Annotated in this window: 26 protein-coding genes; 5 read left to right on the forward strand and 21 right to left on the reverse strand. The window is 70.9% G+C overall.

Annotated features, from left to right (window positions below; genetic code table 11):
• Positions 1–13 precede the first annotated feature (13 nt).
• A complete protein-coding gene (locus ABIC61_RS01960) occupies positions 14–1,705 on the reverse strand; it encodes an ABC1 kinase family protein (RefSeq protein WP_354028616.1) in 1,692 nt (563 codons plus the stop codon).
• A gap of 121 nt (positions 1,706–1,826) precedes the next feature.
• Between ABIC61_RS01960 and ABIC61_RS01965 the strand changes: the two genes are divergently transcribed.
• Positions 1,827–2,126: a hypothetical protein gene (locus ABIC61_RS01965; RefSeq protein WP_354028617.1), complete on the forward strand. Its 300-nt coding sequence runs from the start codon at positions 1,827–1,829 to the stop codon at positions 2,124–2,126.
• Positions 2,126–2,305, forward strand: coding sequence for a hypothetical protein (locus ABIC61_RS01970; protein WP_354028618.1), 180 nt, complete (start codon positions 2,126–2,128; stop codon positions 2,303–2,305). The genes ABIC61_RS01965 and ABIC61_RS01970 overlap by 1 nt, the downstream gene beginning before the upstream one ends.
• A 10-nt stretch (positions 2,306–2,315) precedes the next feature.
• Here the strand turns inward: ABIC61_RS01970 and ABIC61_RS01975 are convergent, their stop codons facing one another.
• The 10 genes from ABIC61_RS01975 to ABIC61_RS02020 form a co-directional block, all read right to left on the reverse strand.
• Entirely contained in the window at positions 2,316–2,930 is a 615-nt protein-coding gene (locus ABIC61_RS01975; RefSeq protein ID WP_354028619.1) for a deaminase, read from the reverse strand.
• An 80-nt stretch (positions 2,931–3,010) separates the two neighbouring features.
• Positions 3,011–4,093: a 3-dehydroquinate synthase gene (gene aroB / locus ABIC61_RS01980; RefSeq protein WP_079238918.1), complete on the reverse strand. Its 1,083-nt coding sequence runs from the start codon at positions 4,091–4,093 to the stop codon at positions 3,011–3,013.
• 20 nt (positions 4,094–4,113) lie between these two features.
• On the reverse strand, positions 4,114–4,626 hold the full coding sequence (locus ABIC61_RS01985) for a shikimate kinase (protein WP_079238919.1): 513 nt from the start codon (positions 4,624–4,626) through the stop codon (positions 4,114–4,116).
• A gap of 71 nt (positions 4,627–4,697) precedes the next feature.
• A complete protein-coding gene (gene aroC, locus ABIC61_RS01990; protein WP_354028620.1) occupies positions 4,698–5,918 on the reverse strand; it encodes a chorismate synthase in 1,221 nt (406 codons plus the stop codon).
• 45 nt (positions 5,919–5,963) lie between these two features.
• Entirely contained in the window at positions 5,964–7,394 is a 1,431-nt protein-coding gene (gene mltG, locus ABIC61_RS01995; protein WP_354028621.1) for an endolytic transglycosylase MltG, read from the reverse strand.
• 96 nt (positions 7,395–7,490) lie between these two features.
• On the reverse strand, positions 7,491–7,934 hold the full coding sequence (gene ruvX, locus ABIC61_RS02000) for a Holliday junction resolvase RuvX (protein ID WP_354028718.1): 444 nt from the start codon (positions 7,932–7,934) through the stop codon (positions 7,491–7,493).
• An 8-nt stretch (positions 7,935–7,942) separates the two neighbouring features.
• Positions 7,943–10,600, reverse strand: coding sequence for an alanine--tRNA ligase (gene alaS, locus ABIC61_RS02005; RefSeq protein ID WP_354028622.1), 2,658 nt, complete (start codon positions 10,598–10,600; stop codon positions 7,943–7,945).
• Positions 10,601–10,655: 55 nt separating this feature from the next.
• The gene (locus tag ABIC61_RS02010; protein ID WP_144749612.1) at positions 10,656–10,838 is read right to left on the reverse strand and encodes a hypothetical protein; all 183 of its coding nucleotides are present in this window, start codon (positions 10,836–10,838) and stop codon (positions 10,656–10,658) included.
• 129 nt (positions 10,839–10,967) lie between these two features.
• A complete protein-coding gene (gene rpsD / locus ABIC61_RS02015) occupies positions 10,968–11,597 on the reverse strand; it encodes a 30S ribosomal protein S4 (RefSeq protein ID WP_022905490.1) in 630 nt (209 codons plus the stop codon).
• A 224-nt stretch (positions 11,598–11,821) separates the two neighbouring features.
• Positions 11,822–13,216 carry a replication-associated recombination protein A gene (locus ABIC61_RS02020; RefSeq protein WP_440130691.1) on the reverse strand — a complete coding sequence of 465 codons (1,395 nt, stop codon included), beginning with the start codon at positions 13,214–13,216 and terminating at the stop codon, positions 11,822–11,824.
• Positions 13,217–13,323: 107 nt separating this feature from the next.
• Between ABIC61_RS02020 and ABIC61_RS02025 the strand changes: the two genes are divergently transcribed.
• Both ABIC61_RS02025 and ABIC61_RS02030 read left to right on the forward strand, forming a co-directional pair.
• A complete protein-coding gene (locus tag ABIC61_RS02025; RefSeq protein ID WP_354028623.1) occupies positions 13,324–14,139 on the forward strand; it encodes a peptidylprolyl isomerase in 816 nt (271 codons plus the stop codon).
• Between the two features lie 113 nt (positions 14,140–14,252).
• The gene (locus tag ABIC61_RS02030; RefSeq protein ID WP_354028624.1) at positions 14,253–15,485 is read left to right on the forward strand and encodes a DUF349 domain-containing protein; all 1,233 of its coding nucleotides are present in this window, start codon (positions 14,253–14,255) and stop codon (positions 15,483–15,485) included.
• Between the two features lie 115 nt (positions 15,486–15,600).
• Here the strand turns inward: ABIC61_RS02030 and ABIC61_RS02035 are convergent, their stop codons facing one another.
• From ABIC61_RS02035 to ABIC61_RS02055, 5 genes are all read right to left on the reverse strand, one after another.
• Positions 15,601–16,563 carry a bifunctional riboflavin kinase/FAD synthetase gene (locus ABIC61_RS02035; protein WP_354028625.1) on the reverse strand — a complete coding sequence of 321 codons (963 nt, stop codon included), beginning with the start codon at positions 16,561–16,563 and terminating at the stop codon, positions 15,601–15,603.
• Between the two features lie 9 nt (positions 16,564–16,572).
• On the reverse strand, positions 16,573–17,016 hold the full coding sequence (locus tag ABIC61_RS02040; RefSeq protein WP_354028626.1) for a hypothetical protein: 444 nt from the start codon (positions 17,014–17,016) through the stop codon (positions 16,573–16,575).
• Between the two features lie 71 nt (positions 17,017–17,087).
• A complete protein-coding gene (locus tag ABIC61_RS02045) occupies positions 17,088–17,453 on the reverse strand; it encodes a hypothetical protein (RefSeq protein WP_079236179.1) in 366 nt (121 codons plus the stop codon).
• On the reverse strand, positions 17,450–18,391 hold the full coding sequence (gene truB, locus ABIC61_RS02050; RefSeq protein ID WP_354028627.1) for a tRNA pseudouridine(55) synthase TruB: 942 nt from the start codon (positions 18,389–18,391) through the stop codon (positions 17,450–17,452). The genes ABIC61_RS02045 and truB overlap by 4 nt, the downstream gene beginning before the upstream one ends.
• A 28-nt stretch (positions 18,392–18,419) precedes the next feature.
• Positions 18,420–18,866 carry a hypothetical protein gene (locus ABIC61_RS02055; protein ID WP_354028628.1) on the reverse strand — a complete coding sequence of 149 codons (447 nt, stop codon included), beginning with the start codon at positions 18,864–18,866 and terminating at the stop codon, positions 18,420–18,422.
• Positions 18,867–18,918: 52 nt separating this feature from the next.
• Between ABIC61_RS02055 and ABIC61_RS02060 the strand changes: the two genes are divergently transcribed.
• Positions 18,919–19,830 carry an iron-sulfur binding domain-containing protein gene (locus ABIC61_RS02060; RefSeq protein WP_354028629.1) on the forward strand — a complete coding sequence of 304 codons (912 nt, stop codon included), beginning with the start codon at positions 18,919–18,921 and terminating at the stop codon, positions 19,828–19,830.
• 9 nt (positions 19,831–19,839) lie between these two features.
• Here ABIC61_RS02060 and rbfA read toward each other — a convergent pair whose 3' ends face one another.
• The 5 genes from rbfA to ABIC61_RS02085 form a co-directional block, all read right to left on the reverse strand.
• On the reverse strand, positions 19,840–20,298 hold the full coding sequence (gene rbfA / locus ABIC61_RS02065) for a 30S ribosome-binding factor RbfA (protein WP_144749600.1): 459 nt from the start codon (positions 20,296–20,298) through the stop codon (positions 19,840–19,842).
• An 89-nt stretch (positions 20,299–20,387) separates the two neighbouring features.
• On the reverse strand, positions 20,388–23,240 hold the full coding sequence (infB, locus tag ABIC61_RS02070) for a translation initiation factor IF-2 (RefSeq protein WP_354028630.1): 2,853 nt from the start codon (positions 23,238–23,240) through the stop codon (positions 20,388–20,390).
• A gap of 75 nt (positions 23,241–23,315) precedes the next feature.
• Complete coding sequence (locus ABIC61_RS02075) at positions 23,316–23,630, reverse strand: YlxR family protein (protein ID WP_144749595.1); 315 nt, start codon at positions 23,628–23,630, stop codon at positions 23,316–23,318.
• Between the two features lie 66 nt (positions 23,631–23,696).
• The gene (gene nusA / locus ABIC61_RS02080; RefSeq protein WP_144749593.1) at positions 23,697–24,692 is read right to left on the reverse strand and encodes a transcription termination factor NusA; all 996 of its coding nucleotides are present in this window, start codon (positions 24,690–24,692) and stop codon (positions 23,697–23,699) included.
• 173 nt (positions 24,693–24,865) lie between these two features.
• On the reverse strand, positions 24,866–26,617 hold the full coding sequence (locus ABIC61_RS02085; RefSeq protein WP_354028631.1) for a proline--tRNA ligase: 1,752 nt from the start codon (positions 26,615–26,617) through the stop codon (positions 24,866–24,868).
• Between the last annotated feature and the right edge of the window lie 30 nt (positions 26,618–26,647).

A 26,647-nucleotide genomic window follows, 5' to 3' on the forward strand; every position in this document is an offset into this window, starting at 1 on the left:
TGTAGCGGACGGCTCATTCGCGCTTCCGCGCCAGCACCGAGTCGATCGCCGCCCAGCCGAGCAGCACCACCGCCGCTCCCCCGAGCAGTGCACCGGCGACGCCCGTGGAGATCACGGCGGTCGGCCGGGCCGGTGACGCCAGGTACACGATCGCCAGGATGCCCGCCCCGGCACCGAGCAGCACGAGCAGGACCCGGCGGACGACGCCGTTCAGCGTGCGTCGGTCCCGTCGGTCCGCGAACAGCCGGATGTTGACCGAGAGCTTGCCGGTCTCGATCGCCTCGCCGATCCGGTCCACGCGCCGGGGCAGACGGCGTGCGGCCGACACGACCCCGAACAGCTCGCGCACCGCGACGTCCCGGAGCTTCCCGGGCCGGAGCTGGTCGCGGATCTGCTCGCGGGCGAGGCCGCGGGACTCCTCGAGCAGGTCGAACGACGGCGCGAGCGTGCGGAGCGTGCCCTCGAAGATCGCGAGGGCGCGGGCCGCGGCCACGAAGTCCGGCGGCGGCTTCAACCGGTACCGTCCGAACACCTCGACGGCATCGTCCACCGTCTCCACGCCGATGCGGGCACCCGGCCCGAGCTCGTCCGCGACGAAACGGGCGATGGCGCGACGGAAGTCGGGTTCGTCCTCGGCGTCACGGACGGGCGCCATCCGCAGCACCGCGTCGGCGATCGCTTCGGTGTCGTCCTGGATGTACGCGGCGAGGAGCTGCTGCACGGTGTCCCGGAGGCCGGGGTCGAGCCGCCCGACGGATCCGAAGTCGATGAGTCCGGGTCGGCCGTCCGGCAGCAGCAGGATGTTCCCGGGGTGCATGTCGGCGTGGTACACCCCGTCGAACACGACCTGCCGGAGGAACGCGCGCAGGATCGCACGCATCGGCTCGTCGAGGTCACGGTCGGACCGCTCCGACCGGATGGCGCTCAGGGTGTCGCCCTCCAGGAACTCCATCACGAGCACCCGACGCCCGGAGAGGTCCGGGTACGGGGTGGGGAACCGCACCTCGTCCGGGCGGGCGCTGCGGGCCTGGGCGGCCCGGAGCGTGACGAGGTTCCGGAGCTCCGACGAGAAGTCCACCTGCCGCACGAGGTCGTCGGCGTACTGCGCGGCGACGTCCTGCACGCCGACCTGACGGGCCTCGGTCGAGAGCCGGGACATGAACCGGACCACCCGGAGCGCGATGTCGACGTCCCGACGCACCGCTCGGTCGATCCCCGGCCGCTGCACCTTCACCGCGACGCTCGTCCCGTCCACGAGCCGCGCGCGGTGCACCTGGGCGATCGACGCCGCGGCGACCGGGACCGGGTCGAAGGCGGCGAAGACCTGGTCCACGGGAGCACCGAGCTCGCGCTCGAGGAGCGCCCGGACGTCGTCCGGGTCGGCCGGGGTGACGCTCCGTTGCAGGTGCGCGAGGCCCTCGGTCCACTCCTCGGGGAGCAGGTCGTCGCGCGTCGACAGCAGCTGTCCCATCTTCACGAACCCGCCGCCCGCCTCCTCGAGGGCACGGCGCAGGTGGTCGGCCTGGCGGGTCCGGAGCGCTGAGGTCGCCGGGTCGTGCGAGAAGTCGAGGCGGCGGAACGGCAGGAGCTCGTGACGGCGGGCGATGGCGAGGAGTTCGGCGAACCGTCGGCCGCGGGACCGGAGCGTTCCGGCCGCGACCTCCGGCGAGCCGCCGAGGTCGCTCAGGCGGGGCGGAGTGGGCACGGGTCCAGTGTGCTCCCCCGGCCTGCGTGGTCGGTCCTCCACAGCCTGGAGGCGCGGCTCACCGTCCACAGATCGGCTGACGTCCGCCGTCGGTGCGCCTCCACGGCGTCAGGCTGCGGGCATGGAGACAGCAGTCATCGGGGCGGTGATCGCCGCGGGCGCGGCGATCGTCGCCGCCGTCGTCAGTTGGTTCGGGGCGTTCCAGAACCGCCGGACCGCCGATCGCGACCACGCGTGGGACCGGTTCACGTGGTCCGTGTCGCAGCGAGAAGAGGACCGTGCGTACGACATTTCAGCGACTGTGCTCCGACGGCTCGAGACCGTAGCGTGGTGGTCGAAGAAGGACCGACGGCTGGCGTCTCGGGCGCTCCGGAGACGCTCGACACCGCGGTCGACCGAACGACCCGAGGGAGACGACTGATGGCGATCTTCAGACCGCTGCCCGACGCGCCGGGCATGGACGACGATGACGATGAGGTGGACGCCTGGGAGCTCGGAGCCACCATGCCGGAGTACCGCGAGTGGCGACGGACCGACGTCATCACCGTCTCGATGCGGGTGAAGTGGTGGTGGCGGCGCACCCGCCGCGTGCTGCGGTGAGCCGGCCGGGTCAGGCGCCGTCGCCGTTGTAGCGAGCGGTGGCGCCGGACTCGACGAGCTCCCGGAATCGGTGCAACGCGTGCTCCGCCCCGACACCGTGCTCCTGGTGGACGTCGATGCCCCGGGCGCGCAGCTGCTCCTGCCAGTCGGACGGCACCGGCCCCTCGTCGAACCCGGTGATGCGCTCGACCGTGGCACAGTCGGCGGCGAACTCCACGGCCGACACCCCCGACCACAGCAGTGCACCGAGGCACATCACGCACGGCTGCGCGTTCACCACGAGGGTGCGTCGCCGCCCGACGTCACGGCCGAGGTTCCACGCGCCGACCCGGGCGTGCGCCAGGCCGATCGTGACGACCTCGGCGTGCATCGACGACACGTTGGAGTGCAGGACCAGGTTCGTGCCGATCGACAGCACGTCGCCGGACTCCTCGTCGACGACCAACGCGGCGAAGGGTCCGCCGGTGCCCTCGTCGACGTTCCGGGTGGCCAGCTCGGTCACGAGCGCGAACCGTTCCGCGCGACCGTGCAATGTGCTCGGGGCCGCGAGCTGCGCAGCCCGGAGCCACTCGGGGACGCCGACACGGAGCTCGGTGGGGAACGGGGCGAGGACTGGTCCGGACATGGCGAGAACGCTAGCGGCGCTCGGTTTCGAGGGTGTTTCCCGGTCGAAACGCGGCGGAAACACCTGCAGCAGTTCGCTGCCTAGACCCCGACCTCCTGGTAGGCGGTGAACAGCAGGTGGTCCTCGGGACCCTCGAGGGTGACCGGCTTGCCGACGCCGTCCAGGATGATGAACCGCAGCATGCCGGCGCGGGCCTTCTTGTCACGACGCATCGTGGCGAGGAGGCCCTCCCAGCGGCCGAGGCCGTACGACGTGGGGAGCTCGAGCGACTCGAGGATCGCTCGGTGCCGGTCGACCGTCGCGTCATCGAGGTGTCCGGTGAGGCGCGCGAGTTCGGCGGCGAACACCATCCCGACGGCCACCGCGGCACCGTGCCGCCACTGGTAGCGCTCGGCGTGCTCGATCGCGTGCCCGAGGGTGTGTCCGTAGTTGAGGATCTCGCGGCGGCCCTGCTCGGTGAAGTCGTCGGAGACCACCTGCGCCTTGAGCTCGATCGCGAGCTCGACGACCCGGCGGAACTCCGGCGTCGACGGATCGGTGACCCGGGCGACGTCCGCCTCGACGATCTCGAGGATCTCCGGCACGGCGATGAACCCGGCCTTCACGATCTCGGCGAACCCGGTGAGGATCTCGTTGCGCGGCAGGGTGCGGACGAGGTCGATGTCCGCGACGACGGCACGCGGCGGGTAGAAGGCGCCGACGAGGTTCTTGCCCTCGTTCGTGTTGATGCCGGTCTTGCCGCCGACGCTCGCGTCGACCATGCCGAGCACGCTCGTCGGGATCGCGACGTACGGGACACCGCGCAGCCACGTCGCCGCCACGAACCCGGCGAGGTCGGTGACCGCTCCGCCGCCGAGGCCGATGACCGCGTCGGTGCGGGTGAAGTCGGACTGCCCCATGATCTGCCAGCAGAACGCCGCGACCTCGACGCGCTTGGCGCCCTCGGCGTCGGGGACCTCGGCGATGAGGGCTTCGAGGCCGGCGTCGACGAGCAGCTGGCGGAGGTCGTTCGCGCGCGCACCGAGGGTCGGCGCGTGCACGATGAGGACCTTCGCCACGCGCGGGCCGAGCAGTGCCGGCACGGACCCGAGCAGACCGTTCCCGACGGCCACGACGTACCCGTCGTCCCCGCCGACGCGGATCTCGGTGGTGCCTTCCGGCAGGATCGACTGGGGGGACTCGGTCACGGTGCTCCTTCGTTCGTGGTGCTGGACGGTCCCGTGGGCCCGTCGGCGAGCCGCAGCCACGCCACGACGTCGTCGACGACGTGCGACATCGGCCGGCGCGAGGTGTCGAACACCGCGTGCGCGAGCTCGGCGTAGGTGGCCGCCCGCTCGTCCATGATGGTCTGCCAGGCGTCGATGCCGCCGTTCGCCAGCAGCGGTCGGTCACTGCCGGCGATGCGGTCGGCGACGGCCTCGGGCGAGACGGTGAGCAGGACTACGGCGGCGCCGGCCATGGCCTCGCGCGTCGCCACGTGTGTGACGGCCCCGCCACCGACGGCGATCACGCCGCCGGTCGCCATCGCGGTGCGCACGGCCTGCGCCTCGAGCTCGCGGAACGCCGGCTCGCCGCGGTCGGCGAAGATGCCCGGGATGGGTCCGTGTTCGCGGACGATCACCCGGTCGGTGTCCGTGAAGGGCACACCGAGCGCCTTGGCCACGCGCTTGCCGACGCTGGACTTCCCGGCGCCCATCGGCCCGATGATGACGACCGGTGCCGCGGGACCGGCCGACGACGACTCCGCCGCCGGCTCGGGTGCGTGCGTCACCAGGCCGAGGTGTGCTCGGCGGCCTCGGTGCGCCGGGTGCGCAGCGTCTCCGGGATCGACGCGAGGTACGCGTCGAGGTTCCGCTTCGTCTCGACGACGTTGTCGCCGCCGAACTTCTCGAGCACGGCGTCGGCGAGCACGAGCGCGACCATGGCCTCGGCCACGACGCCCGCAGCCGGGACGGCGCAGACGTCGGAACGCTGGTGGTGCGCCGAGGCGTCCTCACCGGTGGTGACGTCGACGGTGTGCAGCGCGTGCGGGACCGTCGCGATCGGCTTCATGCCGGCGCGGACGCGGAGCACGGTGCCCGTGGACATACCGCCCTCGGTGCCGCCGGCGCGGTCGGTCGTGCGGTAGATCTCGCCGTCCTCACGGAACAACTCGTCGTGCGCCTCGGACCCGCGACGAGCGGCGGTCGCGAAGCCGTCGCCGACCTCGACGCCCTTGATCGCCTGGATGCCCATGATCGCTGCGGCGAGCCGGGCGTCGAGACGGCGGTCCCACTGCACGTGCGAGCCGAGGCCCGGGGGCACGCCGTAGAACAGGACCTCGACGACACCGCCGAGCGTGTCGCCGTCCTTCTTCGCGGCCTCGACCTCGGTGACCATGCGCGCCGAGGTCTCGGCGTCGAAGCAGCGCAGCTGGTCGTCGTCGAGACGGTCGACGTCGTCGGGGAGCGGGAGCGCCGTGCCGTCCGGCACCCGGACGGTGCCGACCTGCAGGGTGTGCGCGACCGACCGGATGCCGAGCTCGGCGAGGAAGGCCTTCGCGACGGCGCCGAGCGCCACCCGGGCCGCGGTCTCGCGGGCGGAGGCACGCTCGAGGATCGGACGGGCCTCGTCGAAGCCGTACTTCTGCATGCCGACCAGGTCCGCGTGCCCGGGACGCGGCCGGGTCAGGGGCGCACTGCGACCACGCGAGATCTCGGTCTGCTCGACCGGCTCGGGGTTCATGACCTCGACCCACTTCGGCCACTCGGTGTTGCCGATGCGGATCGCGATCGGGCTGCCCAGGGAGTACCCGTGACGGACGCCGCCGGAGACGTGCAGTTCGTCCTGCTCGAACTTCATGCGCGAGCCGCGGCCGTAGCCGAGCTTGCGACGCGCGAGATCGGTACGGATGGACTCGAACGACACCGGGACACCCGCGGGCAGGCCCTCGAGCATCGCGATCAGTTCGGGTCCGTGGGACTCACCAGCAGTCAACCAACGAAGCATGGTGTCCATCTTCCCACAGCGCCGACCCGTGCGACGCGCCCCCGACTACTGGTAATCGGGGTGCGCGCGCAGCCACGCCTGGAACTGCCTGACCGCCACCTGGTGCTGGGCGTAGGTGTCCGAGAAGACCGTCTCGCCCGTCTCCAGGTTGACCGTCACGAAGTACTCCCAGTTGCCCGTCGCCATCTTCGTCACCGCGGTGATCGCGAGGTCGCCCGGGTTCGAGATCGGCGCCGGTGGGAGCCCCTCGTGCACGTAGGTGTTGTACTTGTTCGACGCGTCCGCGCGCTCGGCGTCGGTCGTCGTGACGGTGTGCGTGTTGCCCGTGCCGTACGCCACCGTCGCGTCGGACTGCAGGAGCATCCCCTTGTCGAGACGGTTCTGGAACACCCGCGCGACCTTCGGGTAGTCGGCCGCGAGGCCGGCTTCCTTCTGCACGAGCGACGCGAAGACGATCACGTGCTCCTGGTCGGCCTCGGCGACACCGGCCGCGGCCAGGTGCTCCTTCATCGTGTCGACCATCGACTTGAAGTACTGGGTGGCCGTCCACCCGGGGTTGATCGGGTACGTCGCGGGGAACAGCCAGCCCTCGAGCGTGGTGACGTTCGCCGGCAGGCCGTAGGCGGACAGGTCCTTCGCCGCGGCGTCGACCTCGGCCGCCGTGAGCCCGGCCTTCGAGACCATGCCCGCTTCGATGTCCTTGAGGGCCGTGCCCTCGGGGATGACGATCGAGGCCTGCACGTGGTTCTTCGAGTCCTGCAGCGCTGCGAGGGCCGACTTCGAGCTCATCTCCTTCTTGAGGGAGTACGAGCCGGGCTGGAACTGCACGTCGGGCGAGGCGAGCAGCAGCTTGTAGAACACCTTCGAGTCCTTCACGACGCCGCTGCGCTGCAGCGTCTTCGCGACGTCCTCGCCGATGTCGCCCTGCTTGATCGTGATGGTCACCTTGCTGGTGCCGCTGCCCGTGTAGTCGTCGGGTTCCTTGTCGCCGCTGATCGCGGCGATGACCTGCTGCACCTTCGGCGCAGCGAACGCGTACGCCGAGACCCCGACGCCGAGCACGACCGCGACGATCACGATGCCGGCGATGAGGGGTCCGCGGCGTCGGCGGCGTCGCGGCTCACGGGGCTCGCGTGGCGCCCTGGAGGCTCCCCCGCGTCCGCCGCGACCGCCGCGTCCGTCGTCTCCCGCGCCTCCAAGGCCGTCGTCGTCGACGTGCAGTTCGCCCGTGAGCAGCGCGTGCACCTCGGGGTCGACGCCCGCACGCGTCGGAGGGACGGGTGCTGCGGGTGCCGCTCCGGCCGGAGCGGGTGCGTCGGCGTCAGCAGCGCGAGCTGCCTCAGCCGCCGCCTCGGCTGCTCGGGCCTCGCGGCGGGACATCGGTCGTGCGGTGGCCTCTCGGGCGGAAGTCGTCTTCCGCCCCTCGGCGTCGTTGCCGGGCGCGATGATCGCGTTCCAGTCCAGGTCGTCTGCCAACGGTCCTCGGTCTCTCGGTCGGGAACTCCGCCTGGGCTACGGTGCTGGGCGACGGTGTGGCAGCCGCGGTCAGGGGAACGGTGCTGTGGCGCACTGTCAGGGGAGCGTGGCCCCCGGTGGGGCACTGGACGCACGCTCGTGGTCGAGCGCGTGTTGCAGAATGATAACAGCGGCCGCTTGGTCGATCACGGCGCGGGACTTCTTCGTGCTCTTCCCGGCCTGGTGCAGCCCGCGCTGCGCGGTCACCGTCGAGAGCCGCTCGTCCACGAGCCGCACGGGCCGGTGCTCGGCGAGACGCTCGGCGAACGCTCGGGCGTCGGCGGTCGACGGGGTGTCCCCGCCGGACATCGACAGCGGCAGACCCACCACGATCTCGAGGACGTCGTACTCCTCGGCGATCTCGACGATCCGGCGCACGTCGGTGGCCTCCTTCCGGGCGACGGTCTCGACGGGCGTCGCGAGGAGCCCGTCACGGTCGCACACGGCGACACCGATCCGGGCTCGCCCGACGTCGACGCCGAGCCGGCGCCCGGATCGGATCGCCACGGTCAGGCCGCGAGCCGGTCGGTCACCGCACGCAACGCGGCCGGGAGCGCCGACGCGTCGGTGCCACCGCCCTGCGCGAGGTCGGGCTTGCCGCCACCGCCACCACCGAGGACCCCGGCCGCCTCCTTCGCGAGCGGACCGGCCTGGACACCGGCCGCGCGGGCAGCGTCGTTGGTGGCCACGATGACGACGGGCTTGTCGTTGATGACCGCGCCCAGGACGACCACGGCAGCGCCGTCGCCGAGCTGGCTGCGGACGCCGGTCACGAGGGCACGGAGGTCGTCGCCGGACTGCAGGCCCTCGACGGTCTCGGCGACCACGGTGGTCGCGCCGACGGTCGTGGCCTGTCGTGCGATCGACGGCACGCGCTGCTGCAGGTTCGCCGACTCGAACTCGGCGATCCGCTTCTGCGCGGTCCGGAGGTCCTCCATCAGGGACTGCACGCGGGTCGGCAGGTCCGCGCGAGGAGCCTTCAGGGCGCTCGACAGCTGCGACACGATCGTGCGCTCGACGGCGAGGTCGCGGAAGCCCTCGAGTCCGACGAGGGCCTCGACACGGCGGTTGGTCGACCCGACGCTCGACTCCCCCACCAGGTTGACGAGCCCGACCTGGGCGCTGGATGCCACGTGCGTGCCACCGCAGAGCTCGCGGGACCACGGCCCGCCGATGTCCACCATGCGGACCTCGGAGCCGTACTTCTCGCCGAACAGCGCCTGCGCGCCGAGGGACTTCGCCTCGTCGAGCGGGAGCACCCGCGTCGAGACCTCGAGGTCGGAGCGGATCGCGGTGTTCACGACCTCCTCGATCTCGGAGCGGGTCTCGGTGGAGACGGGCTGCGACCACGAGAAGTCGAGGCGCATGTAGCCCGACTTGTTGTACGAGCCGGCCTGGAGCGCCTCCGGGCCGAGGATGTCGCGCAGCGCGGCGTTCACGAGGTGCGTCGCCGAGTGGGCCTGGGTCGCACCGCGGCGGTACTCCGCGTCGACGACGGTGGTCGCCGGGGCACCGACACCGACCTCGCCGGAGCGGACCTGCACGGTGTGGCTCCAGAGGCCCGCGACCGGACGCTGGACGTCGAGGACCTCGAGGTCGAAGCCGTTGCCGACGATGGAGCCCTGGTCGGCGTCCTGGCCGCCGGACTCCGCGTACAGCGAGGTCTCGCCGAGGATGACCTCGGCGATGTCGCCCGCGACCGCACGGTCGACGCTGACACCGCCCACGATGATGCCGAGGACGTTCGTCTCGGCCTCGAGCGCGTCGTAGCCGAGGAAGACCGTCTCGCCCTTGGCCCGGAACGCGCTGTACACGCTGAGGTCGGCGAGAGCCGTCTTCTTGCTCTTCGCGTCCGCCTTCGCGCGGGCACGCTGCTCGGACATGAGGGTCTCGAACGCTGACCGGTCGACCCGGACGCCGGCTTCCTCGGCCATCTCCATCGTGAGGTCGATGGGGAAGCCGAAGGTGTCGTGGAGCAGGAACGCCGTGTCGCCACCGATCGACGGCGCACCGTCCTGCTTGGCGCGCTCGACGGCGACGTCGAGGATCGTGGTGCCCTGCGCGAGCGTGCGGAGGAAGGTCTCCTCCTCCGCGTAGGCGATCCGGGCGATCCGGTCGTAGTCCGACGCGACCTCGGGGTACGCCTCGCGCATGGCGTCACGGGACGCCGGGAACAGGCGCGGGAAGGTCGCGTCCTCGACGCCGAGCAGGCGCATCGCGCGCACCGTGCGGCGGAGCAGGCGACGGAGGATGTACCCGCGGCCCTCGTTCGACGGGCTGACGCCGTCGGCGATGAGCATGAGGGACGACCGGACGTGGTCGGCGATGACGCGCATGCGGACGTCGTCCTCGTGCACGGCGCCGTACTGCCGGCCGGAGATCGCCGCGGCCTGGTCGAGGACCGGGCGGACCTGGTCGATCTCGTACATGTTGTCGACGCCCTGCTTGATGAACGCGACGCGCTCGAGGCCCATGCCGGTGTCGATGTTCTTGTTCGGCAGCTCGCCGGTGATCTCGAAGTCGTACTTGGAGCGGACGTCGGCGATCTGGTACTGCATGAACACGAGGTTCCAGATCTCGACGTAGCGGTCGTCGTCGGTGGCCGGGCCGCCGTCGATGCCGTACTCGGGGCCGCGGTCGAAGAAGACCTCCGAGCAGGGACCCGCCGGGCCGGGCTGTCCGGTCGACCAGTAGTTCGTGTCCTTGCCGAGGCGCTGGATGCGCTCCTCGGGCAGGGAGGAGTGCTGCTTCCAGAAGGCGATCGCCTCGTCGTCCTCCTCGTAGACGGTCACCCAGAGGTCGTCGGGCGAGAAGCCCAGGCCGCCGTCGGACTCCGGCTTCGTCAGGAACTCCCAGGCGAACTGGATCGCCTGCTCCTTGAAGTAGTCGCCGAACGAGAAGTTGCCGTTCATCTGGAAGAACGTGCCGTGCCGAGGGGTCTTGCCGACCTCCTCGATGTCGTTGGTGCGGATGCACTTCTGCACGCTCGTGGCACGCGGGTACGGCGCGGGGACGAGCCCGGTCAGGTACGGGATGAACGGCACCATGCCGGCGACCGTGAACAGGAGCGAGGGGTCGTCCGAGACGAGGGAGGCGGACGGGACGACGGTGTGGCCGCGGTCACCGAAGAACTGGAGCCAACGGCGGCGGATCTCTGCGGTCTGCATGGTGCTTCCTGGTTTCAGGTCGTGTGCGTGGGAGGAGAGGTCGGTCGGACGACGGTCAGACGTCGGTGCGGAGCTCGGCCTCACGAGAGCGGTAGCCCTCGGCGACGGCGCCCCGGAAGGCCTGCGTGCGAGCGTTCACGTCGGCGAAGAACCGAGCGCCTCCGGGGGTGTTCGCGACCTTGTGCGCGACGGCGAACCCGATGACGACGCCGACGGCGACGAAGAACAGCTGCTTCACGGTGCCTCTCCCTCTGTGCACGCGAGCGGTGCGTGCCCAGACGATCTTACCGACGACACCGACCACCGACGCCGAACGGCGGGCCGCCCTCGTGAGAGGACGACCCGCCGTTCGGGTGTGATCAGTGGATCAGCGAGCTGCGTAGTACTCGACGACGAGCTGCACTTCACAGGTCACGGGGACCTCGGCGCGCTTCGGACGACGGGCCAGGCGGGCCTGGAGCTTGTCGATCTCGACCTCGAGGTAGCCCGGGACCTTCGGCAGGACTTCCTGGTGCCCACCGGCGGCGGCGACCTGGAACGGCTCGAGGGACTCGGAGCGCTGCTTCACGTGGATGAGCTGCCCCTCCTTCACGCGGAAGGACGGACGGTCGACGAGCTTGCCGTCGACGAGGATGTGACGGTGCACGATCAGCTGACGGGCCTGCGCGGTGGTGCGGGCGAAGCCGGCACGGAGCACGAGGGCGTCGAGGCGCTGCTCGAGGAGCTCGACCAGGTTCTCACCGGTCAGGCCCTTCGTCTTGCGGGCCTCTTCGAAGACGATGCGGAGCTGCTTCTCGCGGATGCCGTACTGGGCGCGCAGACGCTGCTTCTCACGGAGGCGGACGGCGTAGTCGCTGTCCGCACGACGGCGGGTGCGGCCGTGCTCACCGGGGCCGTAGGGGCGCTTCTCGAGGTAACGGGCCGCCTTCGGCGTCAGCGGGATGCCGAGCGCGCGCGACAGGCGGGTCTTGCTGCGGGTACGTGACTTGGTAGACACAGGGTCCTTTTCTCTGTACTGAACTGAACGGATCGTCGGCCACCGCACGCGCACGTGTGGTCGAACCCGACGAAGGGATCCAGAGGGATGAGCCTGTGGGATCGGACGGCTACAGTCCGAACCTCTGCCCCCGTACCAGCGGAGTGGCACTCTGTCCTCGACGCAGCCGTGCTCGAGGACCAGGACGTAGGCCCGGCAATGCTAGCAGGAACTCGACCCGGGTACTACTCGCCGCGGGTGATCTTCCGGAGTCGCTCGAGCCGGGGGCCGACCTCGCGCTCGAAGCCGTTCGCCGTCGGCGTGTAGTACTCGGTGCCCTCGAGCGCGTCGGGGAGGTACTGCTGCTCGGCGACCCCGTGCTCGGCGTCGTGCGAGTAGACGTAGCCCTTGCCGTGCCCGAGCCGCTTCGCCCCGGGGTAGTGGGCGTCGCGGAGGTGCATCGGCACGACCCCGAGCCGGCCGGCCTTGACGTCGGCGATCGCAGCGTTCACGCCGTTGTAGGCGGCGTTCGACTTCGGCGCGGTCGCCAGGTAGACGACGGCCTCGGCCAGCGGGATCCGTCCCTCCGGCATGCCGATGAGCTGGACGGCCTGCGCGGCGGCCACGGCGATCGGCAGGGCCTGCGGGTCGGCCATGCCGATGTCCTCCGACGCCGAGATGATGATCCGGCGGGCGATGAACCGCGGGTCCTCGCCCGCCTCGATCATCCGGGCCAGGTAGTGCAGCGCGGCGTCGACGTCGCTCCCCCGCACGGACTTGATGAACGCGCTGATGACGTCGTAGTGCTCGTCGCCCTGCCGGTCGTAGCGCAGGAGGGCACGGTCCACGGCCGCGGCAACGGTGTCGGCGTCGATGACGGGGACGGTCTCCACGCCGTCGAGGGCGTCGTCACCGTCGTCGGCCTGGGCAGCCACGGCCGATGACGCTGCGGCCTCGAGCGCGGTGAGGGCCCGGCGCGCGTCCCCGGACGACAGCCGCACGATGGCACTGCGGGCTTCGTCCCCGAGGACGACCGATCCGCCGAGCCCCCGGGGGTCTTCCACCGCGCGGTCGACGAGCATGCCGAGGTCCTCGTCGGTGAGGGGCTTGAGGGTCAGCAGGAGCGACCGGGACAGCAGCGGCGAGATCACCGAGAACGAGGGGTTCTCGGTCGTCGCGGCGATGAGGATCACCCAGCCGTTCTCGACGCCTGGCAGCAGCGCGTCCTGCTGCGCCTTGCTGAAGCGGTGGATCTCGTCCAGGAAGAGCACCGTGGTGGAGCCGTAGAGGTCGCGGTGCGTGAGCGCCTTCTCCATGACCTCGCGCACGTCCTTGACGCCGGCGGTCACCGCGGAGAGCTCGACGAACTCGCGGCCGGACTGCCGCGCGATCGCCTGGGCCAGGGTCGTCTTGCCGGTGCCGGGCGGCCCCCAGAGGATCACCGAGACACCGCCGGGGTTGTCGCGCGTGCCCGTCGCGAGCTGCACGAGGGGGCTGCCGCGGCCGAGCAGGTGCTGCTGGCCGGCGACCTCGTCGAGGCTGGTCGGCCGCATCCGGACCGCGAGCGGGACGGAACCCTGCGCGAGCCCGGCGCGACCGCCGGTGGTGGGCGCACGCATTCCCGAACGGTCCGCTGCCATGCACCCAATCGTAGGCCGACCCGCTGACAGGGGCGTGCCTCCAGGGCGGTGGGGGTGGGGGTTCTAGTACGCTCGTCGCACACTCGACGAGAGGTACGACCAGCACCGTGGCACCGAAGAACCAGGCGCGTGACAACCGCGAGGCACGTGAGCGCCTCCGCCTCTACAAGGCCCGCCAGGGCCTGCACGACCGGCAGCGCCGCCGTCGCCTGCGGGACAACCTCGTCGGTGCGGGCGTGCTCGTCCTCGTCGCCGCACTGGCCACCGGATCGCAACTCGCGTTCGCCGGCTCGCAGGGATCCGACGAGAAGGCCGACGCCAGCGCCAGCGCGACGTCCACGCCGACCCCGTCGGCCAGCGCCACCGCCGCGAACACCGGCGACGTCCCGAGCAAGTCGATCGCGAAGGACTCGACCTGGACGGGGTCCCTGACGCTCAACAAGGACGTGAAGCTCGGCATCGAGCTCGACGGAAAGAAGGCACCGCAGGCCGCCAGCGTCGAGATCAAGCTCATCCAGGAGCAGTTCTACAACGGCACCACCTGTCACCGGCTCGCCGACAGCGACGGGTTCGAGTTCCTGCAGTGCGGTTCCGCGAACGGCGACGGCACGGGCGACGCCGGGTTCCAGTACGGCCCGCTCGAGAACGTCCCGAGCGACGGGAAGTACGAGAAGGGCACCATCGCGATCGCCCGCAGCTCGTCCGCCTACTCGCAGACGACGCAGTTCTTCATCGTCTACGGCGACACCACGCTCGACGGCTCGACGGGCGGGTACACCGTGGTCGGGAAGGTCACGAGCGGCCTCGACGAACTCGAGTCGAAGATCACGTCGAAGGGCATCTCCTCGGCCGGCAGCGACGGCACCGGCGAGCCGAAGGTGGCGACCAAGATCACCGGCGCGACGATCGAGCAGGAGAAGTAGTCCACAGGCGCGCTGTCCGGGCGGGTCGCAGAGGCCGTCCGTGCAATAGGCTGACGACCTGACCGTGCCGACGGCGACGTCGGTGATGCACTACCACGATCGAGGCGAGACCTGTGGGATCTGACGAAGCAACGACCTGGGGGCGGGTCGACGAGAACGGGACGGTGTACGTCCGGTACGAGGACACCGAGAAAGCCGTCGGTGAGTACCCGGACGCGACGCCCGACGAGGCCCTCGCCTACTTCGCGCGGAAGTACGCCGACCTCGAGGGGCAGGTGAAGATCGCCGAGCAGCGCGTCCAGCGCGGGGCGTCGGCGAACGACGTCGCCCGGACGGTCGAGCACCTCCAGACCCTCGTGGCCGAGGCCCGCGTGGTCGGCGACCTCAAGTCGCTCGAGACCCGCGTCGGGGCGCTCACCGAACAGCTCGGTTCCCTCACCAAGGAGCAGGCCGAGCAGGCGCAGCAGGCATTGGCCGACGCGCTCGCGCACCGCGCCGCACTGGTCGAGGAAGCCGAGGCGCTGGCCGCCGTCGACCCGGCTCGTGCGCAGTGGAAGCAGATCACCGCGCAGCTCGACGACGTGTTCGCCCGGTGGCAGCAGCACCAGCACGACGGGCCGCGGATCCCCAAGAACGAGGCGAACGAGCTCTGGAAGCGGTTCCGTGCCGCACGCTCGACCGTCGACCAGCACCGTCGCGCGTTCTACTCGGAGCTCGACGCCCAGCACCGCGACGCCCGCAACCGCAAGCAGGAACTCGTCCAGCAGGCCGAGGCCCTCGCACCGCGCGGCTCGGACGCGATCCCGGCGTACCGGGAACTCCTCGACGACTGGAAGCAGGCGGGTCGCGCCGGCAAGCGCCACGACGACGCGCTCTGGGCCCGGTTCAAGGCCGCGGGTGACGTGCTGTTCGAGCAGCGTCACGCCGAGAGCGCTGCCGAGAACGAGGAGTTCTCCGGCAACCTCGAGGCGAAGCAGGCCCTCCTGACCGAGGCCGAGCCGCTGCTGCAGGCGACCGACCGGGTCGCGGCACGCCGGACGCTCACGGGCATCCAGCGTCGCTGGGACGAGATCGGCAAGGTCCCGCGCGGCGACGTCCGCCGCATCGAGGACCGGCTGCGCGCCGTCGAGGACCACGTGCGGTCGCTCGAGGACCAGCACTGGAAGGCGTCCGACCCGGAGCGGAAGGCCCGGCAGACCGGACTCGCGAGCCAGCTCGAGGACGCCATCGGCAAGCTCGAGTCGGAGCTCGCCGAGGCCCAGGCCTCCGGCAACGCGCGCAAGATCAAGGACGCGCAGGAAGCGCTCGACGCCCGCAAGATCTGGCTCGACGCCCTCGGCAGCTGATCCACCCCGTACGACGAAGCCCCCGCGACCGATCGGTCGCGGGGGCTTCGTCGTGCGGGCACGCGGCGCACGCAGTGTGCGAGGTTCCGCGCACGGTGCGAGGCGCGCGCCGCGGTCAGACGACCGCGGGCAGGCCCAGGAGCGTCCGGATGTCCCGGTCGTCCTGACGCATCTGCGCCGCGAGCTCGTCCATCGAGTCGAACTTCACCATGCCGCGGACGTAGGAGACGAACAGGACCGAGATGGTCTCGTCGTACAGGTCGATGTCGACGTCGAGCAGGTGCGCCTCGATCTGCTTCGCCGGCACACCCTCGAACGTCGGGTTGTTGCCGACCGACACCGCCGCCGGGTAGACCGTGCCGTCGTGCAGGACCCGGGCGGCGTAGACACCGTCGGCCGGAACGAAGCCCTCGCACGCCGGGTCGAGGTTCGCGGTCGGGTACCCCATCGCGCGGCCTCGCTCGTTGCCGTGCACGACGATGCTCCGGACGGCGTGCTCGCGACCGAGGAGCCGTGCCGCTTCGGCGACGCGGCCGTCCCCGAGGAGTTCACGGATCCACGTGGACGAGACCCGACGCTCGCCGTCCGGCCGGACGTCGTCCACCAGGTCGACGTCGTCGATGAGCTCGACGGCGAACCCGTGCTGCTCCCCCAGGGCGCGCAGCAGCGTGACGTCCCCGGCCCCCTTCGCGCCGAAGCGGAAGTCACTGCCGACGAAAACCAGCCGGGCGTGCAGGGTGTCGACGAGGATCTCGGAGACGAACGCCTCCGGCGCCTTCGACTGCAGCTCGTGGTCGAAGCGGAGCAGCAGCGTCGCGTCGACCCCGACCTCGTCGAGGAGCTCACGGCGCTGCGCGATGCTCGTCAGCGCTGGAGGGACCTTGCCCGGCTCGATGACGCTCAGCGGGTGCCGGTCGAAGGTCACCACGGTGGAGACGAGGTCGTGCTCACGAGCGGCGCGCTCGAGGTGCGCGATGACCGCGCGGTGCCCCACGTGCACGCCGTCGAACTTGCCGATGGTCACGGCGCTGGGCCCGAAGCCCTGCGCCACGTCGGCGGTGTCGTCGTAGTACTGCATGCCGTGCCCCTACTCGCCGGCCGTCACGGTGGACGGCGTCGTGTCGGCGGTCACCGCGGTGCGGTGGTGCTTCCGCAGCCACCACAGGCCGGCCACGGGCAGCACGAGGGGTGCGAAGGCGTAGCCCATGCCGTAGTACGACCAGATCGTGTCGTCGGGGAACAGCGCACGGTCGAAGAGCGACAGGGTCCCGATGACCAGGACGCCGGTCATCTCGAACACGATGGTCACGCAGGCGACCCGGTACCAGAACCGGCCGGGGACGATCAGGGCGATCATCGCGACGATGTACACGACGGCCGCGATGGCGCTGAGCGTGTACGCGAACGGCGCGAAGTCGAACTTCTCGATGATCTGGACGACGCTCCGCCCGGTCGCCGCCAGCGCGAGGATGCCGTACACGGCGATGAGGACGCGGCCGATGCCCGTCGCGAGTGAGGATCTGGTCGCCATTGCACCGATTCTACCGACGGTCCGGCCGACCCATGACGCACCGCGACGATCGGCTCGGCCTGACACCGGGATCAGTTCAGGGCGAACCAGATCTGGTACATCCGGTAGACCATCACGGCGACGGTGAACGCGCCGGCGCCGAGCACCACGGTGCTCCACTTCGTCCGGTCGATGAGCGCCCAGACGATGGTCGCCGGGGGCACGAGGAGCACCGACACCGCGTACACGCCGAACTCCAGTCCGTTGCCCTTCGGCGGACTGCCGACGGCGGGGAGCACGAGGGAGATGACGCCCTGTGCCAGGAGCAGCAGCTCGACCAGGACGAGCGACCCGACCGTGTAGTCGTTGGGCTTCCACCCGATGAAGCCGACCACCACGGCGAACAGCCCCGCGACGACCGCGATGACGAGCTGCACCCACATGAACCACTCGATCACGCGCGCACCCCCGTCGGCGTCGGGAAGTTCGTGATGACCCGGAGCAGTCCGCGACGGACCGACACGAGGCCGACCAGGCGGTCGTCGTCGGCCGCGACCGCGGCGACCGGGCCGTCGGAGTCGGGGTGGTCGGCCGCGACGCGCTTGCCGTCGGTCAGGTCCTTCGCCGCCGCGGCGTCGAGCGTCACCGAGGAGAAGAGGCGTCGGGCGACGTCGGCCGGCCGGGCGAGGGCTGCGCGGACGTCGACGGACTCGTCCTCGAGGTCGATCGCGTCGTCGACGTCGAACGGCCCGACCTCGGTGCGCCGGAGTGCGGTCAGGTGGGCCCCGGTGCCGAGCGCGGCACCGACGTCTCGGGCGAGCGCGCGGACGTAGGTGCCGGAGGAGCAGGTGACGACCACGTCGAGGTCGACCACGGTGACGTCGACTCCGTCCACCGACACGACCCGCTCGTTCCGGCCGGTCACGTCGAAACGGGAGACCGTCACGCGTCGGGACTTCAGGACGACCTCCTCGCCCTTGCGCGCGAGGTCGTACGCACGACGTCCGTCCACCTTGATGGCGCTGACGGTCGACGGCACCTGCTCGATCTCGCCGCGCTGCGCGGCGACGGCCGTCTCGACCGCGGCGTCCGAGACGTCGGCGGAGGCGGTGCCGACGGCCACGGTCGGCGCGCCGTCAGCGTCATCGGAGTCGGTGGAGACGCCCAGACGGATCGTCGCCGTGTAGGTCTTGCCGAGGCCGACGAGGTGGGTCAGGAGTCGGGTCGACGAGCCGATGCCGAGGAGCAGCAGGCCGGTCGCCATCGGGTCGAGCGTGCCGGCGTGGCCGACCTTCTTCAGCCCCAGCCGACGCCGGGCGATCGAGACGACCCGGTGGCTGGAGATCCCCTGCGGCTTGTCGACGAGGAGGATGCCGTCGGGCGCGGTTTCGAGCACCAGAGGAGATTACCAGCGGTCGTACCGGTCAGCAGGCGTCGTTCCACTCCCGACGTGGGTGCTCGGGGTCGGTGACGTCGAGCACGGCGGAGGCAGCGATCTTCACGTCCGCCCGGCGTTCGAGCCGTCCGGATTCCTGCTCCACCCACAGCGACCACCGCCACAGCGCTCGGGTTCCGTGCGCGAGCACGCCGTGTCCGTGCACGACGAGCACGCCGGGCCCCTCGCCCGTCGACCGGAACGGCGCGACGAGTCCGGAGCGGAGCTCGTCGGCGTCGCCCGAGGGCGCCGCAGCGGCCATCGCGGACACTCCGTGTTGCTGGAATCCGTCGACGAGCCCGGAGGCCACGCGCTCGAGGTCGACGCCGTCCTGTCCGTCGATGCCGACGACCGTCCGGTTCGTGCCGACCTGTGCGATCACCTCGGCCGCGATCGCGGCCATGGTGTCGGTCTCCTGGGGTGCCCAACGTGCCATGTGCCCACCGTAGGCTGTCGTGGTGAACGCGAGTCGTGCCTCCAGTCCGAATGTGGACAACCCGACCCGTCCACAGGACGCGACCCCGGGAACGGACATCGCGACACCGCTCATCGCCTGGTTCCGCGCCGAGGCGCGGGACCTGCCGTGGCGCCGTCCCGGCTTCCCCGCGTGGGGAACCCTGGTCAGCGAGATCATGCTGCAGCAGACGCAGGTGGCGCGCGTCATCCCCCGCCTGGAGGCATGGCTCACCCGGTGGCCGACGCCTGCGGACCTCGCGGCCTCACCCCCGGCGGACGCGGTGCGTGCCTGGGACCGGCTCGGCTACCCGAGGCGCGCGCTCGCGCTGCACGCGGCCGCGACGGCGATCGCCGAGCAGCACGACAACGTGGTGCCCCGGGACGTCGACGCGCTGCTCGCGTTGCCCGGCATCGGCGACTACACGGCTCGCGCCGTCGCGGTCTTCGCGTACGGCGACCGGCACCCGGTCGTCGACGTGAACGTCCGGCGCGTCCTCGCGCGCGCCCTGCTCGGCCAGGGCGAACCCGGCCCGGCGAAGGCGAAGCAGGACCTCCCGCTGATGGAGTCCGTGCTGCCCGCGGACCGTGACGACGCCGCGGCGACGAACGCCGCCGTGATGGAGCTCGGCGCGCTCGTCTGCGTCGCCCGCTCCCCCGCGTGCGGGGCGTGCCCGATCGCGGACCGCTGCGCGTGGCGGGCCGCCGGCTACCCGGAGCACGAGGGGCCGCGCGCGCCGAAGCAGGCGAAGTTCGCTGGCAGCGACCGGCAGGTGCGCGGGCTGATCATGGCGGAGCTCCGCGCGAGCGACGTCCCCGTCACACGGGACGAGATCGAGCCGGTGTGGCCCGATGCCGAGCAACGGGACCGGGCGCTCGCGTCGCTCCTGCGCGACGGACTGGCCGTCGGGGACGACGCGAGCGGCTACCGGCTTCCCGACGGCTGACCGGACGGGTCAGGCGCGCGCCTCGTCGGCGTCGCCGTCCTCGTCCTCGTCCTCGTCGTGCTTGTACGGGTCGGCGTCACCGGCGTAGCTCGCACCGGCCGCCGCCGCACGCACCTGCTCGTCGCGCACCTGGGCCTGCACGAGCAGGTCCTCCATGTGCGCCGAGGTCTCCGGCAGGGCGTCGGCGATGAACTCGAGCGACGGGGTGAGCCGCGCCGTGATGTTCTTGCCGACCTCCGAGCGGAGCATGCCCGTCGCGGCCTTGAGCGCTGCTGCCGAGTCGGCACGCTCCTCGTCGGTGCCGTACACCGTGTAGAAGATCGAGGCGTGCTGCAGGTCACCGGTCACGCGGACGTCGGTGATCGTCACGAACCCGAGCCGGGGGTCACGCAGACCCTTGTCGAGTCGGCGTGCGACGACTTCCTTGATGCGGTCCGCCATCTTGCGTGCGCGCTGCGGATCGGCCATGGGTGCCTCCTGTGGAGATGTCTTGCTCTGGAACGGGGCTGGGCCCCGGCCTCCCGTGAAGGAGACCGGGGCCCAGGGTACTCACGCGACTAGTCGCGCGGCTTCTCGACGAGCTCGGTGGTCTCGATCTCGTCGCCGATCTGGATGTCGTTGAACTTGCCCAGACCGATACCGGCTTCGAAGTCCGTGCGGACCTCGGTCACGTCGTCCTTGAAGCGACGCAGCGACTCGATGGCCAGACCATCGGCGAGCACCACGCCTTCGCGGATGACGCGCGCCTTGGCGTTGCGCGTGATCGTGCCGGAGCGGACGATGACACCCGCGATGTTGCCGAACTTGGAGGAACGGAACACCTCGCGGATCTCGGCGACACCCGACTGGACCTCTTCGTACTCGGGCTTGAGCATGCCCTTGAGGGACTGCTCGATGTCCTCGAGTGCGTTGTAGATGACCGAGTAGAAGCGCACGTCGATGCCTTCGCGCGCCGCACGCTCGCGTGCCTTGACGTCCGGGCGGACGTTGAAGCCGACGACGATCGCGTTGTCGATCGTGGCCAGGTCGATGTCCGACTCCGTGATCGCACCCACACCGCGGTGCAGGATGCGGAGCTGGACGCTGTCGTCGACCTCGATGTCCAGGAGCGACTGCTCGAGTGCCTCGACGGCACCGGAGACGTCACCCTTGATGATGAGGTTGAGCGAGTCGACCTTGCCCTCTTCGAGTGCGCGGGTGAAGTCCTCGAGCGAGATGCGCTTGCGGGCCTTGGCCAGCTGGGCGTTGCGCTCGGCGGCTTCACGCTTCTCGGCGATCTGACGTGCCGTGCGGTCCTCTTCGGTGACGAGGAACGTGTCACCGGCGCGGGGCACCGAGGACAGACCCTGCACCTGGACCGGGCGGCTCGGCGTCGCGGCCTTGACCGCCACGCCGTTCTCGTCGGTCATCGCACGGACCCGGCCGTAGGCCGTACCCGCCACGATGGCGTCGCCGACGTGCAGCGTCCCGGACTGGATGAGGACGGTCGCCACCGCACCACGGCCCTTGTCGAGCCGTGCTTCGATCGCGACGCCTCGGGCGTCCTTGTCGGGGTTCGCACGCAGGTCGAGACCGGCGTCGGCGGTCAGCAGCACGGCGTCCAGGAGCTCCTGGATACCGATGTTCTGACGAGCCGAGACGTCGACGAACATGACGTCGCCGCCGTACTCCTCGGCCACCAGGTTGTACTCGGTGAGCTGCTGGCGGACCTTGGCCGGGTTCGCGCCTTCCTTGTCGATCTTGTTCACCGCGACCACGATCGGCACGTTCGCCGACTGGGCGTGGTTCAGCGCCTCGATCGTCTGGGGCATGATGCCGTCGTCCGCCGCGACCACGAGGATCGCGATGTCGGTGACCTGCGCACCACGGGCACGCATGGCCGTGAAGGCCTCGTGACCCGGGGTGTCGATGAACGTGATCGGACGCTCGATGCCCTCGTGCTCGGTGACGATCTGGTACGCACCGATGTGCTGGGTGATGCCACCGGCCTCGCCCTCGACGACCTTCGAGTTCCGGATCGCGTCGAGCAGGCGGGTCTTGCCGTGGTCGACGTGACCCATGACGGTGACGACCGGGGGACGCTGCTGCAGGACGGAGTCGTCCTCGTCGGCGTACTCGGCGTCGATGTCGATGTCGAAGCCCTCGAGGAGCTCCTTGTCCTCGTCCTCGGGCGAGACGATCTGGATCTTGTAGCCCAGCTCGTCGCCGAGGACCTCGAACGTGGCCTCGTCCAGCGACTCGGTCGCGGTCGCCATCTCACCGAGGTGGAACAGCACCGTCACCAGGTTGCCGGGGCTCGCGTCGATCTTGTCCGCGAAGTCCGAGATGCTCGCACCACGACGGAGCCGCACGACCGTGTTGCCGTCACCGCGAGGGACCTGCACACCACCGAGCGACGGCGCCTGCCGCATCTCGTACTCGGCGCGCTTCGTCCGCTTCGACTTGCGGGCACGGCTCTTGCCGCCACCGCGACCGAACGCACCAGCGGTACCGCCACCGGGGCCACGACCGCGGCCACCGCCACCGGCGGGACGCGGGCCGCTGAAGGCCGGACGCGGGAAGCCGCCACCGGCACCACCGGCACCACCCGGACGACCACCGGGGCCGCCACGACCGCCGCCACCCTGGCCCGGGCGCTGCCCGAAGCCGTTCGGACGGTTGCCCTGACCGGGACCACCGGGACGCGGAGCACCCGGACGGGGAACGCCCGGACGCGGCGGAGCGGGGCGCGGGATGCCGTTGCCGCCACCGGCACCACCGGCGGGACGCTGGCCCATGCCCTGGTTGGACGAGTACGGGTTGTTGCCCGGACGCGGCGGGCGCGAGCCCATGCCCTGGCTCGACGCGTAGGGGTTGTTGCCCGGGCGTGCACCCGGCTTCGGGCCACCCGGCTTCGGACCGGCTGCGGCACCGGGCTTCGGAGCGCCACCGGGCTTGACGGCGTCGCTCTTCGCCTCGGGGGCTGCGCCGTCACCGGCGTCGCCGGACTTCTCGGCGGCGGCCTTCTCGGCAGCGGCGGCCTTCCGCGCGGCCTCGGCCTCGGCCTGCCGCTGTGCGACGGACTTCGGCACGGCCGGCGTCGGCACGTCGGCGGCGGGCGCCTGCACCTCGGGCTCGGGCTCGGGGGTGGGTGCCGGACGCGCCGGACCCGGGCGGGGGCCGCCCGGCTTCGGTGCGCTCGACTTCGGTGCGGCCGCCGTGGCGGGCGCACTCGGGGTCTGTGCCGCGGCCGGCTTCGACGCCGAGGCGCCGTCAGCCTGCAGTGCAGCGCGGAGCTTGCGTGCGACGGGGGGTTCGACGCTCGAGCTCGGGCCCTTGACGAATTCGCCGAGTTCCTTGAGCTTCTCCATTGCGGTCTTGCTGTCGACACCGAGTTCGGATGCGATCTCGTGTACGCGTGGTTTTGCCACTGTTCTCCTTCACGGGTCCCACCCCGTGCAAGGGGCAGGACTCAATGGATGACGGGTCTCATTTCGAGCCGCTCATCAGTTGTCCATAAGCCGTTCAGCCTGTTCTGTCGTGTCCTGGTGACGTGCCTGTCCCTCAGCGCTGAGCGCTTCGAGGTAGTCACGCACCGCGGACGTGTCCGGTTCATGATCCAGCCGGAGCGCCCGGCGGAAAGCCCTGCGCTTGGTGGCCTGATCATGTGCTTCGACCGTCGGTGTGAGCCAGGCTCCCCGACCCGGCATGACTGCCTTCGGGTCCGCCACGACGCGACCGTCGCTCAGGGCGACGACACGGAGGAGGGAGGACCGGGGAGCACGACGACGACTGCCGATGCATGTTCTGACGGGAACCACCTTACTCCTCCCCTCCGACGACCGCGATCCGGCACGCCCGGACCGGACATGCCGCGAGCGAAACCGTCAGTCCTCGCCGTCCAGGATCGAGTCCGGCTGGATGTCGATCCGGGCACCCGTGAGCTTGGCGGCGAGGCGAGCGTTCTGCCCCTCCTTGCCGATCGCGAGCGAGAGCTGGTAGTCCGGCACGAGGGCACGGACGGCCTTCGTCGAGGCGTCGAGCACGAAGGCGCTCGTGACCTTGGCGGGCGACAGGGCGCTCGCGACGAACGACGCGAGGTCCGACGAGTAGTCGACGATGTCGATCTTCTCGGCACCGAGCTCCGTCGTCACGGCGCGCACGCGGGCACCGAGCTCGCCGATGCACGCACCCTTCGCGTTCACGCCCGGCTCGTTCGCCTTGACCGCGATCTTCGTGCGGTGGCCGGCCTCGCGAGCGAGGGAGGTGATCTCGACGACGCCGGAGGCGATCTCCGGGACCTCGAGGGCGAACAGCTTCCGGACCAGGCCCGGGTGCGTGCGGGACACCGTGATCTGCGGACCCTTGGCACCGCGACCGACGCTCGTGACGTACACGCGGATGCGAGACCCGTGCTTGTAGTCCTCGCCCGGCACCTGCTCCTCCGGCGGCAGGATCGCCTCGACCGTGCCGAGGTCGACGTGCACCATCTTCGGGTTCGGACCCTGCTGGACGATGCCCGCGACGATGTCGCCTTCCTTGCCGCGGAACTCGCCGAGGATCTTGTCGTCGCCGATGTCGCGCAGACGCTGGTTGATGACCTGCTTGGCGGCGAACGCGGCGATGCGACCGAAGTCGCTGGGCTGGTCGACGGCCTCGCCGATCACGGTGCCCTCGTCGTCGCGCTCGGGCACGTAGACCGAGACCTCGCCGGACTTGCGGTCGAGTTCGACGCGGACGTCCGCGTCGACGGGCTCCTCGTTCTCGGTGCGGTGCTTCTGGTACGCCGTCAGGATGGCCTGTTCGATGATCTGGACGAGTTCGTCGAACGGGATCTCCCGCTCACGCTCCATGAGTCGCAGGACTGCGAGATCGATCTTCACCGAGGGCCTCCGTATTCAGATGAGTCGCTCCCGCGGATGGAACCGCGCGGAAGTCGGCGACCAGACTACCGCACTGCGGGTCGCGGACCCGGCCCGACGACGGACGGGAGGCACGGTGCCAGCTGGCACCGCGCCTCCCGTCCGTCTTGCTGTCGCGTCGAGGACGTGACCCGCTAGATCGTGCGCACCGCGTCGAGCAGCTCGGCGACCGGCACGTCGCGGCGTTCGCCGCTCGCGCGGTTCCACAGCTCGACGACGCCGTCGGCGGCGCCGCGACCGGCGACCACCACGATCGGCATGCCGAGCAGTTCGGCGTCGCGGAGCTTGACGCCCGGCGAGACCTTCGGCCGGTCGTCGTACACGACCTCGAACCGCTCGCCCTCGAGCTGGGAGACGAGCTCGGTCGCCAGCTCGTAGGCGACCTCGTCCCTGCCGGTCGCGACCACGTGCACGTCGAACGGGGCGACGTTCTTCGGCCAGGCGAGGCCCTTCTCGTCGTTGTGCGCCTCGGCCAGGATCGCGAGGATGCGCGTCACGCCGATGCCGTACGAGCCCATCGTGACCGTGCGGAGCTTGCCGTTCTCGTCCTGCACCTTGAGGCCGAGCGCCTCGGCGTACTTGCGGCCGAGCTGGAAGACGTGCCCGATCTCCATGCCACGAGCGGTCTCGAGGGGGCCGGAGCCGTCCGGCGCCGGGTCGCCCGCACGCACGTCGGACGCCTCGACCACACCGTCGGCGACGAAGTCACGTCCGGCGACCAGGCCGGAGACGTGCACGCCGCGCTCGTTCGCTCCGGTGATCCACGCGGTGCCGTCGACCACGCGCGGGTCGACGAAGTAGCGGATGCCCGTGGCGCTGTCGGCACCGAGGACCTGCGGGCCGATGTAGCCCTTGACCAGGCCCTTGTGCTTCCGGAAGTCGTCGTCGCCCGCCGCCTCGACCTCGGCCGGCGCGAAGGCCACCTCGGCGCGCTTGAGGTCGACGTCGCGGTCACCGGGGAGGCCGACCACGACGACCTCGCGGGTGCCGTCGAGGTGCGTCAGGGCGAGGACGACGTTCTTCAGCGTGTCGGCGGCGGTCCACGGCGCGCCGTCGCGCGGGGCGACCTCGTTCGCGTGGGCGACGAGCGTGTCGATCGTCGGCGTGTCCGACGCGGGCAGGAGCACGGGCTCCGGCTGCCCCTCGATCGGCAGGGCGTCGGGCACCGGGGTGACGTACGCCTCGACGTTCGCCGCGTAGCCGTTCGCGCTCCGGACGAAGGTGTCCTCGCCGACGCCGATCGGGTGCAGGAACTCCTCGGACTTCGAGCCGCCCATCGCCCCGGCGTCCGCCTTGACGATGACGTACTCGAGACCGAGCCGGGCGAAGATCTTCTCGTACGCGTCGCGCATGACCTGGTAGCTGCGCTCGAGGCCCTCGTCGGTGAGGTCGAACGAGTACGCGTCCTTCATCGTGAACTCGCGGCCGCGCAGCAGACCGGCGCGGGGACGGGCCTCGTCGCGGTACTTGTCCTGGATCTGGAACAGCGTCACCGGGAGGTCCTTGTAGGACGAGTACAGGTCCTTCACCAGGAGCGCGAACATCTCCTCGTGCGTGGGGGCCAGGAGGTAGTCGGCACCCTTGCGGTCCTGCAGGCGGAACATGCCGTCGCCGTACTCGGTCCAGCGGTTCGTCGCCTCGTACGGCTCGCGCGGCAGGAGCGCGGGGAGCAGGACCTCCTGCGCGCCGGCTGCCACCATCTCGTCGCGGATGATGCCCTCGATGCGCGCACGGACCCGGAGGCCGAGCGGCAGCCAGGCGAAGATGCCCGGGGCCTGGCGACGGACGTAGCCGGCGCGGACGAGCAGCTTCGCGCTCGTCACCTCGGCGTCGGAGGGGTCGTCGCGGAGCGTACGGAGGAAGAGATGCGAAAGCCGTGTGACCACGGGGCAAGCCTAGCGGCGCGCGGGGCGGGC

This window comes from Curtobacterium sp. 1544 (assembly GCF_040544915.1).
GTDB classification, from domain to species: Bacteria; Actinomycetota; Actinomycetes; order Actinomycetales; family Microbacteriaceae; genus Curtobacterium; species Curtobacterium pusillum_C.

Excerpts from the sequence above, each read along its gene's own strand:
- ABIC61_RS01965 (WP_354028617.1), top strand. The coding sequence starts at position 1,827 with ATGGAGACAGCAGTCATCGGGGCGGTGATCGCCGCGGGCGCGGCGATC.
- rbfA (WP_144749600.1), bottom strand. The coding sequence starts at position 20,298 with ATGGCCGATCCGCAGCGCGCACGCAAGATGGCGGACCGCATCAAGGAA.
- alaS (WP_354028622.1), bottom strand. The coding sequence starts at position 10,600 with ATGCAGACCGCAGAGATCCGCCGCCGTTGGCTCCAGTTCTTCGGTGAC.
- ABIC61_RS01975 (WP_354028619.1), bottom strand. The coding sequence starts at position 2,930 with ATGTCCGGACCAGTCCTCGCCCCGTTCCCCACCGAGCTCCGTGTCGGC.
- ABIC61_RS01985 (WP_079238919.1), bottom strand. The coding sequence starts at position 4,626 with ATGGGCGCCGGGAAGTCCAGCGTCGGCAAGCGCGTGGCCAAGGCGCTC.
- ABIC61_RS02055 (WP_354028628.1), bottom strand. The coding sequence starts at position 18,866 with ATGGCACGTTGGGCACCCCAGGAGACCGACACCATGGCCGCGATCGCG.
- ABIC61_RS02035 (WP_354028625.1), bottom strand. The coding sequence starts at position 16,563 with ATGCAGTACTACGACGACACCGCCGACGTGGCGCAGGGCTTCGGGCCC.
- ABIC61_RS01970 (WP_354028618.1), top strand. The coding sequence starts at position 2,126 with ATGGCGATCTTCAGACCGCTGCCCGACGCGCCGGGCATGGACGACGAT.
- ABIC61_RS02040 (WP_354028626.1), bottom strand. The coding sequence starts at position 17,016 with ATGGCGACCAGATCCTCACTCGCGACGGGCATCGGCCGCGTCCTCATC.
- aroC (WP_354028620.1), bottom strand. The coding sequence starts at position 5,918 with ATGCTTCGTTGGTTGACTGCTGGTGAGTCCCACGGACCCGAACTGATC.
- ABIC61_RS02020 (WP_440130691.1), bottom strand. The coding sequence starts at position 13,216 with ATGGCAGCGGACCGTTCGGGAATGCGTGCGCCCACCACCGGCGGTCGC.